This window comes from Bacillus sp. AFS041924, assembly GCF_002577195.1.
Lineage (GTDB): Bacteria > Bacillota > Bacilli > Bacillales > Bacillaceae_G > Gottfriedia.
On sequence record NZ_NULG01000004.1, the window covers coordinates 1 to 16500 of the forward strand.

The 16500-nt window shown below is 33.8% G+C and carries 13 protein-coding genes and 7 tRNA genes; 16 read left to right on the forward strand and 4 right to left on the reverse strand.

Going from position 1 to position 16500, the window contains the following annotated elements:
- The first annotated feature begins 19 nt into the window (after positions 1-19).
- The 15 genes from COC46_RS00810 (at position 20) to COC46_RS00885 (ending at position 12447) form a co-directional block, all read left to right on the forward strand.
- Positions 20-92, forward strand: a tRNA-Thr gene (locus tag COC46_RS00810).
- Positions 93-101: 9 nt separating this feature from the next.
- Positions 102-177: transfer RNA gene (locus COC46_RS00815), tRNA-His, on the forward strand.
- Positions 178-183: 6 nt separating this feature from the next.
- Positions 184-254, forward strand: a tRNA-Gly gene (locus COC46_RS00820).
- Between the two features lie 16 nt (positions 255-270).
- A tRNA-Ile gene (locus COC46_RS00825) sits at positions 271-347 on the forward strand.
- A gap of 19 nt (positions 348-366) precedes the next feature.
- A tRNA-Asn gene (locus COC46_RS00830) sits at positions 367-441 on the forward strand.
- A gap of 7 nt (positions 442-448) precedes the next feature.
- Positions 449-539, forward strand: a tRNA-Ser gene (locus COC46_RS00835).
- Positions 540-549: 10 nt separating this feature from the next.
- A tRNA-Glu gene (locus tag COC46_RS00840) sits at positions 550-621 on the forward strand.
- A 1026-nt stretch (positions 622-1647) separates the two neighbouring features.
- Positions 1648-2202, forward strand: a complete 555-nt coding sequence (locus COC46_RS00850) for a bifunctional transcriptional activator/DNA repair enzyme AdaA (RefSeq protein ID WP_098807888.1) — start codon at positions 1648-1650, stop codon at positions 2200-2202.
- Positions 2199-3125 (forward strand): DMT family transporter, encoded by a 927-nt coding sequence (locus tag COC46_RS00855; protein WP_098807889.1) that lies wholly within the window; start codon positions 2199-2201, stop codon positions 3123-3125. The genes COC46_RS00850 and COC46_RS00855 overlap by 4 nt, the downstream gene beginning before the upstream one ends.
- A 529-nt stretch (positions 3126-3654) precedes the next feature.
- Positions 3655-5583 (forward strand): 1,4-alpha-glucan branching protein GlgB, encoded by a 1929-nt coding sequence (gene glgB / locus COC46_RS00860; protein ID WP_098808008.1) that lies wholly within the window; start codon positions 3655-3657, stop codon positions 5581-5583.
- Entirely contained in the window at positions 5531-6658 is a 1128-nt protein-coding gene (locus COC46_RS00865; RefSeq protein WP_098807890.1) for a glucose-1-phosphate adenylyltransferase, read from the forward strand. The genes glgB and COC46_RS00865 overlap by 53 nt, the downstream gene beginning before the upstream one ends.
- A 48-nt stretch (positions 6659-6706) precedes the next feature.
- Positions 6707-7726, forward strand: a complete 1020-nt coding sequence (locus COC46_RS00870) for a GlgC family sugar phosphate nucleotidyltransferase (RefSeq protein WP_098807891.1) — start codon at positions 6707-6709, stop codon at positions 7724-7726.
- Positions 7720-9153, forward strand: a complete 1434-nt coding sequence (gene glgA / locus COC46_RS00875) for a glycogen synthase GlgA (protein WP_098807892.1) — start codon at positions 7720-7722, stop codon at positions 9151-9153. Before COC46_RS00870 ends, glgA begins: the two co-directional genes overlap by 7 nt.
- A 25-nt stretch (positions 9154-9178) precedes the next feature.
- Positions 9179-11587, forward strand: a complete 2409-nt coding sequence (locus COC46_RS00880; RefSeq protein ID WP_098807893.1) for a glycogen/starch/alpha-glucan phosphorylase — start codon at positions 9179-9181, stop codon at positions 11585-11587.
- Positions 11588-11652: 65 nt separating this feature from the next.
- Complete coding sequence (locus COC46_RS00885) at positions 11653-12447, forward strand: lipase family protein (RefSeq protein ID WP_098807894.1); 795 nt, start codon at positions 11653-11655, stop codon at positions 12445-12447.
- Positions 12448-12515: 68 nt separating this feature from the next.
- Here COC46_RS00885 and COC46_RS00890 read toward each other — a convergent pair whose 3' ends face one another.
- A complete protein-coding gene (locus COC46_RS00890) occupies positions 12516-13304 on the reverse strand; it encodes a TIGR00266 family protein (protein WP_098807895.1) in 789 nt (262 codons plus the stop codon).
- Between the two features lie 463 nt (positions 13305-13767).
- Between COC46_RS00890 and COC46_RS00895 the strand changes: the two genes are divergently transcribed.
- Entirely contained in the window at positions 13768-13968 is a 201-nt protein-coding gene (locus tag COC46_RS00895; RefSeq protein WP_088013613.1) for a cold-shock protein, read from the forward strand.
- A gap of 58 nt (positions 13969-14026) precedes the next feature.
- Here COC46_RS00895 and COC46_RS00900 read toward each other — a convergent pair whose 3' ends face one another.
- From COC46_RS00900 to COC46_RS00910, 3 genes are all read right to left on the reverse strand, one after another.
- Positions 14027-14491 (reverse strand): TspO/MBR family protein, encoded by a 465-nt coding sequence (locus tag COC46_RS00900; protein WP_098807896.1) that lies wholly within the window; start codon positions 14489-14491, stop codon positions 14027-14029.
- 107 nt (positions 14492-14598) lie between these two features.
- A complete protein-coding gene (locus tag COC46_RS00905; protein WP_098807897.1) occupies positions 14599-15348 on the reverse strand; it encodes a TraR/DksA C4-type zinc finger protein in 750 nt (249 codons plus the stop codon).
- A gap of 99 nt (positions 15349-15447) precedes the next feature.
- Positions 15448-16371, reverse strand: a complete 924-nt coding sequence (locus COC46_RS00910) for a 1,4-dihydroxy-2-naphthoate polyprenyltransferase (protein ID WP_098807898.1) — start codon at positions 16369-16371, stop codon at positions 15448-15450.
- Between the last annotated feature and the right edge of the window lie 129 nt (positions 16372-16500).

Genomic DNA, 16500 nt, shown 5'->3' on the forward strand with positions numbered 1-16500 from the left:
AGTGATATAATTTAATTATGCCGACTTAGCTCAATTGGTAGAGCAACTGACTTGTAATCAGTAGGTTGGGGGTTCAAGTCCTCTAGTCGGCACTCTTTATGGCGGTCGTGGCGAAGTGGTTAACGCATCGGATTGTGGTTCCGACACTCGTGGGTTCGATTCCCATCGGTCGCCCCATATTACGCGGGTGTAGTTTAATGGTAAAATAGAAGCCTTCCAAGCTTCGGTCGTGGGTTCGATTCCCATCACCCGCTTTTTGTAAAATTTAATGGGCCTATAGCTCAGCTGGTTAGAGCGCACGCCTGATAAGCGTGAGGTCGATGGTTCGAGTCCATTTAGGCCCACCATTAAATTTATAATTATTTTTCCGCAGTAGCTCAGTGGTAGAGCACTCGGCTGTTAACCGAGTGGTCGTAGGTTCGAATCCTACCTGCGGAGCCATTATGATAGAGAAGTACCCAAGTGGCTCAAGGGGCGCCCCTGCTAAGGGTGTAGATCGGGTAACCGGTGCGAGGGTTCGAATCCCTTCTTCTCTGCCATATTTTTTTTGGCCCGTTGGTCAAGCGGTTAAGACACCGCCCTTTCACGGCGGTAACACGGGTTCGAGTCCCGTACGGGTCATAACTAAAGCTCAGTTATTTGTGATAACACAGGTAACTGAGTTTTTTATTTGTCTTAAAAAGGTACTTAAACAATCATTTGCGCAAGAATTCTTCCAGCTTATTGTAAGAGTGAAGACATCGCTCGTTTAATGTATTTAGCATGTTAATCGTTTCAAAGTATTGCTATCAGTATGACATTTGGATTGTGATCTGGACAAATAGAAGGTAGGCCCTAGAAAGGTTTTTATTATTGGCAGTATAATATCTGATAAGGTAATGCTTAAATGTAATTCTCGTAAATAGGGAATAATATTTTAATGAAGGTATCGAAAAAAATTTCTTTTGAATAAAAAAACGGACTGACCTAATTGTTAATCCTAAAAAAATTTATTCACTTTATAAAATAACCTGATCATTTACTCATCTTTTTTGATATGCTTTAATTTCATCATCTGAAAAGACATTTGTTGCTAATCGCTTCACACGACTCCAGTATTCTTTGAACTCATCGTATTCTTACCTTTGATCTTTAATAAAATCAATCAAACTGCCATCAGTAAAAATAAAGTGTGCTTTTGGATAAGTTGCATCGCAATAAATATTCCCACGTAGATGTAGTATATTTTCAGTCTCTTTTACAAATATCGTAACGGAAACAGCACATTTAAGTCGTAGCTCTCCGGGGTCTCGCCCTTCCTTTTCCCATTGCTTCATTCGGGTTACATAATCCTCATTTTCAAAACTAATAGCCTATTTACTTATTTTATCCTCGCTCTTAATTACACTCTCATCAATATTAATAAATAATATTACTATAGTGTATCATTCAACATTCTGTTTTAACTTCTAATATTTGTTAATGTAAAATATCAATATCCAAAATACTTAAACGGAAAGATAGAAATGATTTTAAACTTGGGAGAGTTATTAGGGGATAAACTTCTAATATTTACTGTCTTGCCCTTAAGAAATTAGAGAGCAAGAAATTGAAAGTAAATTAAGTATCACAGTGCTAAAATGTGAATAGCAAAGATGAGGTGATTGGATGGACGGATTAAATAATCAAGTTATGTGGACCGCAGTTGAAAAATGTGATGAGAACTATGATGGTGTTTTTATTTATGCAGTTCAGTCTACTGGTATCTGTTGTAAACCTTCTTGTAAGTCAAGAACACCATTAAAAGAAAATGTATCGTTTTATTCGTCATTTTCTTTGGCAATTGATGATGGATACCGCCCATGTAAGAGATGTCGTCCTGACTTACTTCATTCAAATGAAGAGGATATTATTTTATCAGCCAAACGTTTTATTGAAAAAGAGTATCGAAGTAACTTAACTTTAGATCGTTTAGCAATTGAAGTAGGGGTAAGTAAATTTCATTTACAGAGATTATTTAAAAAGTCTACAGGTATATCGCCATTAGAATATGCTACTAAGTTAAAAATGAAAGAAGCGACGAGATTGCTTCAAGTGACTGATGATACTATAACTGAAATAGCATATGGTCTTGGTTTTAAAAGTTCAGCACATTTCGCGAGTTTATTTCGGCAACAGCTAAATTATACCCCAACAACATTTAGGAAGGGGTTAAATAAGTGAAGTTTAAAGATGGAATGGCATTATTTGGTTTAGCTGCACTATGGGGAGCTTCATTTTTATTTATTCGAATCTCTTCACCTGTTTTTGGACCATTTCTAACTATTCAAGGAAGAGTTACATTTGCTGCGTTCGCCTTGGTGTTATATTTAGTCATTACTAAAGGGTCATTACATTTTATAAAGAGATGGAGACAATACCTAATAATAGGGGTATTAAATGCAGCTATTCCATTTACATTAATTGCTACATCAGCTTTACATCTGACAGCTTCAATTTCATCAATTCTAAATTCTTTAACACCAATATTTACGGCATTGGTTGTCTGGTTTTGGTCGAATGAAAAGTTGGGAATACGAAAGTGGCTTGGAATAATGGTAGGAGTCCTTGGAGTGATCTTACTAGTAGGCTGGAGTTCTATTCCGTTTACTTACAATGTTAAAATTGCAATCGGACTCGCTGTTTTGTCGACTATTTCATATGGTATAGCAGGTGTTTATGCTAAGAAAGCATTTGTAGGAGTTCCAGCGTTATCACTTGCTACTGGACAACAAATTGGTGCAGCTATCTTACTTTTACCTTTTACATTACTGAATTTACCGACAATCACACATAAAGTTTCGGTAGTTGCGATTTTAGCAGTTCTCGCATTAGCACTATTTTGCACAGCCATCGCATATTTATTGTATTTTTATCTTATTGAAAGTGTTGGGCCAACTAAAACATTAAGTGTAACATTTTTAATTCCTGTGTTTGGGATGATCTGGGGAGTTCTTATTTTGAAAGAGCATATTACATTAGGTATGCTGCTTGGTTTTATTGTTATTTTATGTAGTGTTTTTCTAATCTCAGAAATTAGTTTAGGTTTGTTAACATCAAAAAAGCGAATGCAAGTATTACAAGCATTTAGGGATCTTCGAAAATAGGCGAAGATCCTATTTTTATTACGATCATTTTGAGTAGTTTGTATAAAATTAGTAGAGCAAGGAAGAAGCCAGCATAAAATTCAATCTTCAAATTAACCAATAAAGTGAACTAGATTTTCATTTCGTTTCAACTTTTGCATCTGAATTTCCAAATAATTTGGGATTACTTTATTATTTTTTAAAAAAATTAGCTCTCTTTGTTGAATCGACAATATTCTACAATACTTTTTAAATACAAAGTTTAAATGTATTAAAACTATGAAATATGTATGAAATTTTATCATAAATCAAATTTTTACAAATTATTACAAGGAATTTTTAGAATAAAACGAATAAATATTCATTAATATTCATTCGACAAATTCGACATTTTTACGACAAACGCAATAATGACAACGGTTTCATGAATGGTTGTTCATTTTCCAAAAAATGTTTTTGAATTTTTTTTGCATAAAAACAAGGGGAATATATATATTTGTAGAATATTAAGAGATAGAAGAATTTAAGAGATTGTAATGAGGTGAGGATGTTGCTTTTGACACGGCCAACTGAATTTGATGTGCATTTATTCCATGAAGGAAGTTTATTCCATAGCCATGAATGCTTTGGGGCACATGTAGTAAAAAAGGGGAATAAAGTTGGAACTACTTTTACAGTGTGGGCACCACATGCAAAGGGTGTCTCAGTTGTTGGGGACTTTAACAAGTGGAATGGTTCTGAACACAAAATGGAAAAGTTGAACGATCAAGGGATTTGGACGATATATATCCCCGAAATTGGTCATGGGACTGTATACAAGTATGAAGTTTCAACTAGACAAGGCGATATTTTATTAAAAAGTGATCCTTACGCTTTTTATAGTGAACTTCGACCAAATACTGCTTCGATTGTTTATGATCTTTCAGGTTATAAGTGGAAAGATGCGAAATATCGAAAACAGAAATTTAAAAAGTCTGTTTATGAAGAAGCAGTTTTAATTTATGAAGTTCATTTAGGGTCTTGGAAAAAGAAGAAAAACGGTGACTTCTACACATATGCAGAACTAGCAACAGAATTGATTCCTTATGTTAAGGAGCATGGTTTTACACATATTGAAATATTACCTTTAGTTGAGCATCCGTATGATCGCTCTTGGGGATATCAAGGTGTAGGATATTTTTCTACTACTAGTCGATATGGAAACCCACATGAATTAATGGGCTTTATTGATGAATGCCACCAGCACGGAATAGGAGTCATTATGGACTGGGTACCTGGTCATTTTTGTAAGGATTCACATGGGTTATACATGTTTGATGGGGAACCGACATATGAATATGAAGGTTATGATGCTAGAGAGAATGAAGTATGGGGTACAGTGAACTTTGATTTATCGAAACCAGAAGTAAAATCATTTCTTATTTCAAATGCTTTATATTGGATGGAGTACTTTCATATTGATGGTTTCCGAGTAGACGCAGTTGCCAATATTTTGTATTGGAAAAATAGGAATGAAGAAAATCCTTTTGCAGTTTCTTTTTTAAGTAGATTAAATGAAGCGGTATTTGAACATGATCCCCAAGTATTAATGATTGCAGAAGATTCTACAGATTGGCCACTGGTTACTGCACCTACATACGAAGGTGGATTAGGCTTTAATTTTAAATGGAATATGGGTTGGATGAATGACGTTTTGACTTATATGGAGACTCACCCAACGGAAAGAAAGCATCATCATAATCGGATGACTTTCTCGTTTTTATATGCCTTCTCAGAAAATTTCATCTTACCTTTTTCCCATGATGAGGTAGTACATGGTAAAAAATCCTTACTAAATAAAATGCCAGGTTCATATGAGGAAAAGTTTGCTCAATTAAGGACATTATTTGGTTATTATTTAGCTCATCCAGGTAAGAAGCTCTTATTTATGGGGAGTGAATTTGGTCAGTTCGATGAATGGAAGGATTTAGAGCAAGTTGATTGGATGATAAAAGATTATGAATCTCATACCAAGATGAACAAATATTTCAAAGAACTATTATCTATTTATAAAAAAAATAAATCACTTTATGAAGTAGATAACCATTGGGATGGATTTTCTTGGATTGATGCAAATAATTCAGAGCAAAGTGTATTTTCATTTATTCGCAAAGGGAAAAACAAAGAAGATTATGTCATAGTAATTTGTAATTTTAGAGAGATTTCTTATGACTCATATCGAATTGGAGTACCTGCAAAGCACCGATTTAAAGAATTACTTTCAAGCGATTATGTCCAATTTGGTGGCGATAGTAAAATCAATCGTTCATCCATTGAAGCAGAAGAAATACCATTCCATGGTTTACCATACAGTATTGAAATAGCACTACCCGCTTTTAGTTTTACAATCATACGTCCAGTCAAAATACGAAAGGGGATTAGCAGCAATGGTTCAGAAGAAATGCGTAGCAATGTTACTAGCAGGGGGAAAAGGAAGTAGGTTAAGTTCTTTAACGAAAGAACTAGCAAAACCAGCCGTAGCTTTCGGAGGTAAATATCGAATTATAGATTTTACTTTAAGTAATTGCACAAATTCAGGAATTGATACTGTTGGAGTGTTAACTCAATACCAGCCACTTGTCCTAAACTCATATATTGGTATAGGAAGTGCATGGGATTTAGATCGTTTAAATGGTGGGGTAACAGTTTTACCACCTTATTCAGAAGCATCTGGTGTTAAATGGTATACAGGTACTGCAAGTGCAATTTATCAAAATTTAAATTATATAAAACAATACCAACCTGAATATGTGTTGATTCTTTCAGGTGATCATATTTATAAAATGGATTATAGTAAAATGTTAGAATATCACATTGAAAAAGAAGCTGATGTTTCAATTTCAGTGATCGAGGTTCCTTTTGAAGAAGCTAGCCGTTTCGGAATTATGAATACTAACAAAGAGATGGATATTGTTGAATTTGAAGAAAAACCTCAAAATCCTAAGAGTAATTTAGCATCTATGGGAATTTATATTTTTAAATGGAATGTTTTAAAAGAGTTTTTAGAAATGGATGATCGTAATCCAGAATCAAGTAATGATTTTGGTAAAGACGTTATTCCACTTTTACTAGAAGAAAAGAAAAAAGTAGTTGCTTATCCTTTCAAAGGCTATTGGAAAGATGTTGGTACAGTAAAAAGCTTATGGGAAGCAAATATGGATTTGTTAAATGAAGATAGTGAACTAAATATATATGACCGTGACTGGCGCATATATTCAGTGAATCCAAATCAACCACCGCAATACATTGCACCTACAGCAATTGTTGAAGACTCGCTAATTAATGAGGGGTGTGTTGTTGAAGGGTTTATATCTCATTCAGTTTTATTCCAAGGTGTAACAGTTGGAGAGGGTAGTATGATTAAAGACTCCGTTATTATGCCAGGTAGTGTAATTGGAAGAGACGTTCGAATTGAAAATGCAGTAGTAGCCCCTGGAATGGTTATTCCTGATGGCAGCTTATTAGGTCCTGAGAAAGATTATGAAGAGGTAATTTTAGTTACGAGCGAAGAATAAGAGGTGGCTCATTCCTCAAATAGAAAAATAGATTGAGAGGGTTATTTGATGAAACATACTATGCTAGGAATAATTGAGGCGTCAACACATTTTGAATCTTTAAAGCCGTTAACACAGCATCGACCATTAGCAACACTTCCTTATGCAGGTCGATATCGTTTAATCGATTTTATGTTAAGTAATATGGTGAACTCTGGTATTACGAGTGTCGCTGTATTTCCAGATAAACCTTATCGATCAATTATTGATCACTTAGGCTCCGGTAAACATTGGGATCTAAATCGTAAAAAGGATGGACTATTCATTTTTACGCCAGAGCCGACTGATGGAGCTTTTGGTACATTCGATTTCATCGAAAAGCATATTCAATTTTTACAACGCTCTACTCAAAAGTATGTAGTAGTAGCAAACACTTATACGATTTGCTCTGTGGATTTTAGACCAATTTTAAAGAGACATGTCGAAACAAGTTCACATATTACTGAGTTAAAACAATTTGGTAAATCTTTAAATATCTATATACTTGAAAAAGAGTTATTGTTGAAGCTTTTTGAAAACTTCCATGAAAAGGGCTATGAAACAATTATGGACGTTGTGCGCGATCAAAATAATGAGGTCGAACTAAGTGCATATGAAATTCCTCAACAAGTTGCAATTATTCAAACAATTGAGGACTATTTCGAGCAAAGTATGAAATTATTGAATCCCGAAATATGGAATCAATTATTCTTAAAATCTTACCCAGTATTTACTAAGGTTAAGGATGAGCCACCAACAAAATATTCAAAAGAAGCAATTGTTAAAAATTCAATTGTAGCAAATGGATGCGAAATTGAAGGAACAGTTGAAAATAGTATTATTTCAAGGGCAGTGAAAATTGGAAAAAATACGATTATTCGTAATTGTGTTGTTATGCAAAAATCAAACATTGGGGATAATTGTATATTAGATGGAGTTATATTAGATAAAGATGTCCGAATAGAAGATGGTGTTGAAATAAAAGGAAGCTTAAGTGAGCCGGTAGTGCTTCGAAAAGGTTCAGTTCAAGGAGCGTTGATTCAGTGGTAAATGTTTTATATATTGTTTCTGAGTGTGTACCATTTGTTAAATCGGGAGGGCTTGCAGATGTTGCAGGCGCTCTCCCTAAGTATTTAAATAAACTAAGTATGAATGTAAGAGTAATGCTTCCATTTTACTCGTTAATTCCTGCTAAATATAGAGAAGAAGCTAAGCTAGTAAAAGAGCTTTCTATAAATCTAGGCTGGAGAAAACAGTATTGTGGATTATTTGAGTTGAAGGTAGAAGGAACAACTTATTATTTTATCGATAACGAATACTATTTCAATCGTGATAAGCTGTATGGTCATTTTGATGATGGGGAGCGTTTTGCATTCTTCTCTCTTGCAGCAATTGAGTGTATTAAGGAATTAGACTTTAAACCAGATGTGATCCACTGTCATGATTGGCATACGGCAATGATCCCATTTTTCATGAAAGAGTATGGTGCTTTAAAAGATATTAATCCAAAAATGAAATCTGTTTTTACTATTCATAACCTTCAATTCCAAGGTGTATTTCCAAAGGTTGTAATGGATGATATGTTAGGAATTGATGAGAAATATTTTCACAATGGCTATTTAAAATTTTACGATTGTATCAATTTTATGAAAGCTGGAATCATTTCAAGCGATATCGTAACAACTGTTAGTCCAACTTATAAAGAAGAAATTAAGCATGAGTTTTTTGGAGAGCAATTAGATGGACTATTACGTGAGCAAGATCACAAACTGTTTGGAATTGTAAATGGAATTGATGAAACAATTTATAATCCGGCAACTGACCAAAAGATTTATGCTAATTATGATGAATTTACAATCGAGAATAAGACAGAAAATAAATTGAGATTGCAGGAATCACTTGCTTTAAAAGTAGACAAAAACATACCAGTTATTGCGATGGTTTCTCGTTTAACAGGTCAAAAAGGTATTGATCTCATTCAACACGTATTCCCACAACTTATGGATCATGATGTACAGGTTGTCATATTAGGTACTGGTGATGAAGAATTTGAGAACTTCTTTAAAGCAATGGAACATAATTACTATGATAAAGTAAGAGGTTATATTGGATTTGACGAAAGTTTTGCGCATCAGATTTATGCAGGTGCCGATTTATTCCTTATGCCTTCACTATTTGAGCCGTGTGGATTAGGTCAACTGATTGCAATGAAGTACGGTTGTGTTCCGATTGTAAGAGAGACTGGGGGGCTAAATGACACTGTCCAGTCATATAATGAACAGAAGAAGAGTGGGAACGGATTTACATTTACTAACTATAATGCCCACGATATGCTTCATACAATTGAACGTGCATTAAGTATTTACGAGAATAAAAACCATTGGAAATCAGTCAGAAAAAATGCGATTACTAGGGACTCAAGTTGGCTAAAATCAGCTAAAGAATATGCAAAATTATATATGCAATCTTCAAAGTAAAAATCTTTTAGGATGAGGTGATTCCATGTTTTCTAGTGTGGAGGAGTTTGAGTGGTGTTTTAAAGAGAAACTAGAAAGTATGCATGGAAAGAATATTGCAGAAAGTACTACTCAAGAGCAGTTTCAAACACTCGGAACGATGATTCGTGAACATATAAGCGGTAATTGGTTAGGAACAAGCGAACAATACCGTTTAGAACGAAAGAAGCAAGTTTATTATTTATCAATTGAATTCTTATTAGGAAAGCTTTTGAAAAGTAATTTAATTCATCTAGGACTTAGAGAGTTATGTGAATCCGGCCTTAAGAAATTAGGAATTTCATTAAGTGCTCTTGAGGAGTTTGAAAGCGATGCAGGTCTTGGAAATGGTGGACTAGGACGACTGGCATCGTGCTTTCTAGATTCTTTAGCTTCACAAGATTTGCCAGGTCATGGATGTGGCATCCGCTACAAACATGGCCTATTCGACCAAAAAATTGTTGATGGGTATCAAGTAGAGTTACCTGAGCAATGGCTGAAATACGGAAATGTTTGGGAAGTTAGAAGAGATGATGAAGCGATAGAAGTATTTTTTGGCGGAGAAGTAGAGGCATTTAATAATAAAAATCGATTAGAATTTAGACTTCATGGTGCAGAAGCAATCACAGCGGTACCATATGATTTACCGATTATTGGATACCATACAAACACAGTAAATACATTGAGACTATGGAGTGCTGAAGCATCTGCGCATTCCTCAAATAAGTCACTGATGAAATATAAACGAGAAGCAGAAGCTGTTTCAGAATTCTTATATCCAGATGATACACATGATGAAGGAAAGATTTTACGCCTAAAACAGCAATATTTTTTAGTATCTGCAAGTATTCAAAGAATAGTAGATTCATATAAAGAGCAGTATGGTAATATCCGTAAGCTCCATGAAGAAATTGCTATTCATGTTAATGATACACATCCGGTTTTAGCGATTCCAGAGTTGATGCGAATATTAATTGATGTTGAAAAGCTATCTTGGGAAGAAGCTTGGGAAATTACAACTCAAACGATTTCATATACAAATCATACAACACTATCTGAAGCACTTGAAAAATGGAGAGTTGATTTATTTAAGCCTTTATTACCAAGGATTTATATGATTGTAGAAGAAATAAATGAAAGATATTGTAAAGAGCTTTGGAACAAATACCCAGGTGATTGGGATCGAATTGAACAAATGGCTATTATTGCTCATGGAGTCGTTAAAATGGCTCACCTAGCAATAGTAGGTAGTAAGAGTGTTAATGGTGTTGCAGAAATTCATACTGAAATATTAAAACAACGAGAAATGAAGCTTTTTTATGAGCATGAACCATTTAAGTTTAATAATAAAACAAATGGAATTACTCATAGAAGATGGTTACTGCAATGTAATCCAGAGCTTAGTAGCTTAATAAATGATTCGATTGGGAACGATTGGGTTCAGGAACCAACACATCTTGAGAATCTATTAAAATATCAAGATGACGACGCATTCTTAACGGATTTCATGAATGTTAAGAAAAAGAGAAAAGAAGTTCTCGAACATTATGTTCATTATACAAATGGGATTGCATTAGATACTGATTCAATATTTGATATTCAAGTAAAACGGATGCATGCATATAAACGTCAACTATTAAATGTTTTACATATCATGTATTTATATAATCGTTTGAAGGAAGATTCACATTTTAAAATGCATCCAAGAACTTTTATTTTTGGAGCGAAGGCATCTCCAGGTTACTACTTTGCTAAAAAAATTATTAAATTAATTCATTCAGTTGCCGATATTATTAATAATGATCGCTATATCAGTCAATTTATTAAAGTGATCTTTATCGAAAATTATCGAGTTTCATTAGGTGAAATTATTTTTCCAGCAGCGGACGTCAGTGAACAAATTTCGACTGCAAGTAAAGAAGCTTCAGGTACTGGGAATATGAAATTTATGATGAATGGTGCCTTAACACTTGGTACACTTGACGGTGCAAATATTGAAATTTTAAGAGAAGTTGGCGAAGAGAATATTTTTACATTCGGACTTACAGCTGACGAGGTTTTAAATTATTACCAATACGGTGGATATAAAAGTAGCGATTATTATCATCATGATCTTCGACTAAAAAAGGTGTTAGACCAATTGCTTCACGGCCTATTCCCGTTACCAAGAGAAGAATTTGAACCGATTTTTGATTCGCTCATGTCTTATAATGATGAGTATTTCTTGCTTAGAGATTTCTCTTCTTATGTAAAAGCTCATGAAAGTATTAATCAAACTTATCAAAATAAGAGTGACTGGGCTTTAAAAAGCCTTCATAATGTTGCAAAATCAGGATTTTTTACGAGTGATCGTACGATTCGTCAATACGCATCAGAAATATGGAATATTCATCAAAGAACCTTACACCATTCTTAACCTCCTCTTAGATTATTAGGAGGTTTTTCATTTATTGATGAAAGTTTGAAGAAAGGAGAGATACGTTGAAATTCCTTTCGGTTGACTATGATAAGGCCTTAGAATTATTACTTTGCATTGAACAGGCATATGTTCAGTTTGATAATGATGGAAAATTTATAATCCCAGCAAGATATACATTAGTAGATACAATTAAAGCACGTGCAATTAGAGAACTAGAATGGTTTGGCTATATAATTGAAAATGATGAATCTGTGATTATTGTGTTTCGAGGAACGATATCAGATTTAGATTGGTTAGCTGATCTGAAAATTGATCAAGACTTGTTCCCATATGTGATGAACGGTGGGAATGTTCATTCTGGGTTTCTATCAATTTATCAATCTTGTCGAGAAATGCTTTTAGTAATTGTGAAGGAAAAGGCTCTTTCAAAAAAAATATTCATAACGGGGCATAGTTTAGGTGGTTCATTGGCCATGTTATTAGGATATGAAATCGCAATGACTGGAATTTGTAACCCGAATGTTTATTCATTTGGCTCTCCAAAAGTAGGAAATACAAAGTTTAAAGAAAACTATGACGAAAATATTAGGCATAGTTTAAGGTTTGTAAATTTATATGATATGGTCCCTTTAAGCCCACCCTTTAAAATAGAATTGAAGCCATTAAAAATTTATCTAGAATACGTTCAAGTGAAACATCCAATCACTTTTGCACTAAATAAAGGGTCTATTAGGGGTAGTCACGATCTATCGACTTATATTGAAGGTGTTAAAAAGATGAAGTTGGATTATGATTATACCCCAACCTTTACTTATAAAATGCGTGAAGTGGATCCCGTGGAAGAGGTAGTTATCTAATTGTACGTAAAAAAACTAGTCAAAGTTAGACTAGTTTTTTTGTATGTACCATTATTCAATAGTCTGAATTAATCATTACCATCTAATAGGTTCCCTAGGCCACCTAGAATACTTCCTTCTTCTTTAGATGAATTTGGTAAGTATTGACCAATTCGAGATGCTAGTCTTGCTAAAGTTAGTGATTGAACCCAAATTGTACCTGGACCTTGTAGTGTAGCGAAGAAGAGACCTTCGCCCCCAAAAAGCGCCGTTTTTACATTTCCAACGTACTCAATTTCATAATTTACATCACCAGTGAAGCCTACAATACATCCAGTATCAATCTTCACTTTTTCACCAGGTTGAAGTGTTTTTTGGTAAATTGAACCACCAGCATGTAAGAAAGCCATACCATCACCTTCAACTTTTTGCATGATGAAGCCTTCACCACCGAATAGACCAGTACTTAATTTCTTTCTGAACTCGATTCCAACTGAAACTCCTTTTGCCGCAGCTAAGAATGAGTCCTTTTGACAAATAATTTTATTACCATATTCATGTAAATCTAACGGTATAATTGATCCAGGATATGGAGCAGAGAAACTGACAGTTTTTAAAGAGTTTGATCTGTTCGTAAAGCTAGTCATAAATAAACTTTCACCTGTTACAAGGCGTTTACCAGCTCCAACTAATTTTCCAAATAATCCTCCAGATTGGGAAGAACCGTCTCCAAAAATTGTTTCAAGTTCAATTCCATCATCCATCATCATCATAGCCCCGGCTTCAGCAACAACTGTTTCCTTTGGATCAAGCTCAACTTGTACAAACTGCATATCATGTCCATGAATTTTATATGTAACTTCATGTGAATTTTTCATGTTTATTCCTCCTTTTAGTTTAACTATACAAATATTGTAATACTAAAATCTAGTTTTTTAATTAAAAAAAATTTGATAAATTATTACACAATCTTCAATTATTTTGGCAAATTAATGAGAAAATATACCGTTTTTATGGGGGGGTAACTAGGTCTAAATGTATAAAAGATAAATATTAAAAAAATTCCCTCAATTAAGCCTTCGTGTCATTGACGCTCTTTTTGAGATATGATATATTTAAGTTACTATTAACTGCATATTTACTTGAAGGTAAGAAATTAACGATCCATTTGCACTACAAAATGTTTAGTAACGCTCATTTTTCTTTGTCTTGAAAAGAAGTTTTGACCACTTTCAATGTTGTAGCAATCTAAAACTGATTGGACAATGACGTTCTTTTTCTTTACCCCTCTTTTATGCACGCATTAATAGTGTATATATGTATTTCTAGGAGGTATTATCGATGGAATTCGGTAAAGTTAAATGGTTTAACAGCGAAAAAGGTTTTGGATTCATCCAAACTGAAGGTGGAAACGACGTATTCGTACACTTCTCTGCAATTCAAGGCGAAGGTTTCAAAACTTTAGAAGAAGGTCAAGAAGTTGAATTCGAAATTATCGAAGGAAACCGCGGACCACAAGCTGCTAACGTAAACAAAAAATAATTTTTGTTATGTTCAAGGCATCCTTTTATAGGATGCCTTTTTATTTTAATCTAGAAATCTAGCTATTTAGTACGTATATAGTATAGTTTAAGTAAGTTGCGAACACTGACCAAATTGAATATGGAATGAGTAAAATGAAAGCTGTTTTCGAGGGTTTATAAGCGATGAGTGCTAAAAGAATTGCTGTTATAGCGACAAAGCCACAGTCTATTGTAGCCAAGAGTAAATCTTTTTGTTTGAATTGAAAATAACTAAACGATTGGTTCAATAAGTAATTAATAATCAAAATAATATAAAACCATTTTGCCTTTTTAAAGGATTCTTCTAAAGAAATGATTATGCATACACTTATAGAAATGAAAGAATACAAGAATGCCCAAATGATTCCGATTGTTTTTCCTGAAGGAGTATAGCTAGGTTTATGTAGATTGCTATACCAATCATAATCGACGGGAAATAAAACAGAAGCTACAAAAAATAAGCAGTATAAGGAGAAAAATAATACAACTAACTTGATGTTCATAAAACCTCCTTAAATAAGTCGTCGTAATTAAGTATATGTTTTAAATTTAAAAATATAAAAAAAACGATCACAATGAAGTAATCGTTTTTTATTGAAAGTTTAATTCATTAGTACTTCTCAATGTCCTTTACATCAATTTCAGATAGTTCCCCATTTAAAGCTTGTTCTTCATAGTCATCAAGATCTTGTTCATACTGTTCATGCTTTTTAGAAGGGTAGACTGTTCGTTCCTTACCGTAAATATCAGTGCCAATAAAGTTCTCAAATTCTTCAACATATCCTACATTTTCATAGCTCTCAGTATAAGTGTTTTCATACTCCTCAATATTATTAAATTCAAAGTCAGAAGGTGTTTGAGAATTTCCATACCTTTCGACATCCTGTAAAGCGTCTTCAGGGTCATACATCATTGATCGGTCTTTTGGATCTCTACTAAATGGTGGATTTAGAACTTCTTCCTCAACAGGACGATCGTATCTTATAGAAGAACTTGAAATATGTTGATCGTGAGTATGCTCGATCATTGCTTTTGCTGTAGGAAGAGCTTGTAATCGTTCAAATGGTATTTCTTCGCCACTCACTTCACATATACCATATGTTCCATTTTCAATTTTTTGTAACGCAATGTTTACATCAGTTAGTTCGTTTCTTAAATGCTCATGAAGAGAAATATCCTTTTCTCGTTCATATAATTCAGTACCTAAATCGCCTGGGTGGTTGTCTGCAAGTGAAAGCTCATCAACTGAATCTCTTAGTGAATAGGGTGTAAAGGCTGGATCATTTAATCTTTCTTCTATATGTTCTTTTTGTTTTAGTAATTCGTTTTTAAATGTTTGGATTTGTGATTGTGAAAGCATCATGCTCCCCCTTTTCAATAAATGAATATGACTAACCATATTTTGTTCAAAAAGGGGGAAAACATGAATTAAGTTTTTTGAGGAATTGAATTGTCTTAATTAGGAAAAAATATTTCCAATTATTAAGCCTATAACAAGAAGGAATCCCATTATAGTATTTGTTTTAGCTGTCGCTGCCATGGCTGGCATCATTTCTATAGGTTGAGTTTTACCAATAAATCCTTTAGTTGCTTTAATTGCAACTGGGATACTTGCTAAAGAAATAAGTGAAAATGGTGTAATTAAATTCATGATAACAAATAAAATAACTAAAGCATATGCAACTGCAAATAATGAACCAATAAAGATAATTGAGTTCTTTTTACCTAATAAAATAACAAGTGTTTTACGTCCATTTTCCTTGTCATTATCTAGGTCTCGTATATTGTTTGCTGTTAAAATAGCTCCAATTGTAATTGAAGTAGGGATTGAAAGTAAGATTACATTTGTTGGTAAATTTCCAGCTTGTATATAATAAGTAATTCCAATAATGACAACTCCCATAAAAAAGCCCGCTACTAACTCACCAAATGGAGTATAAGCGATCGGAAGTGGTCCTCCAGTATAAAAATAAGCTGCTGCCATACAAATAAGTCCAATAACTGCTATCCACCAACTACTTTGAATACAAATGTATATGCCTAATAGAAGTGCAATACCGAAAAATGTAAAAGCAAGATTTAAGACGGTTGAAGGTTTAATGCCATCTCTTACGATTGCTCCTCCGATTCCGACTGAACCTTCATGATCTAGTCCTCTTTTATAGTCATAATATTCATTAATCATATTTGCAGCAGCTTGGATCAGTAAACTTGCAATAAGCATTGAAAGAAATAAAAGTAAATGAAATGAGTGATCTATATGTGCTAACATTGTTCCAATTGCAACAGGAATGAACGCTGCAGTTAATGTATGTGGTCTTAATAAATTCCACCATGTTCTAAAACCTGTTGAGGAAGTTGGAGATTGAACGGTTGGTTGCATTTTACCATCCTCCTTTTTAATATTATTTGAAAATGTAGGTCATTTTACTTTAAAAAAGTATGGACGAACTTCATAAAATTGACAGTCTACATTCATCGTTGTATCTTTAGTTATATCATGTATTTAACG

Excerpts from the sequence above, each read along its gene's own strand:
- COC46_RS00870 (WP_098807891.1), top strand. The coding sequence starts at position 6,707 with ATGAAACATACTATGCTAGGAATAATTGAGGCGTCAACACATTTTGAA.
- COC46_RS00850 (WP_098807888.1), top strand. The coding sequence starts at position 1,648 with ATGGACGGATTAAATAATCAAGTTATGTGGACCGCAGTTGAAAAATGT.
- COC46_RS00900 (WP_098807896.1), bottom strand. The coding sequence starts at position 14,491 with ATGAACATCAAGTTAGTTGTATTATTTTTCTCCTTATACTGCTTATTT.
- COC46_RS00895 (WP_088013613.1), top strand. The coding sequence starts at position 13,768 with ATGGAATTCGGTAAAGTTAAATGGTTTAACAGCGAAAAAGGTTTTGGA.
- COC46_RS00865 (WP_098807890.1), top strand. The coding sequence starts at position 5,531 with ATGGTTCAGAAGAAATGCGTAGCAATGTTACTAGCAGGGGGAAAAGGA.
- COC46_RS00890 (WP_098807895.1), bottom strand. The coding sequence starts at position 13,304 with ATGAAAAATTCACATGAAGTTACATATAAAATTCATGGACATGATATG.
- COC46_RS00905 (WP_098807897.1), bottom strand. The coding sequence starts at position 15,348 with ATGCTTTCACAATCACAAATCCAAACATTTAAAAACGAATTACTAAAA.
- COC46_RS00880 (WP_098807893.1), top strand. The coding sequence starts at position 9,179 with ATGTTTTCTAGTGTGGAGGAGTTTGAGTGGTGTTTTAAAGAGAAACTA.
- COC46_RS00910 (WP_098807898.1), bottom strand. The coding sequence starts at position 16,371 with ATGCAACCAACCGTTCAATCTCCAACTTCCTCAACAGGTTTTAGAACA.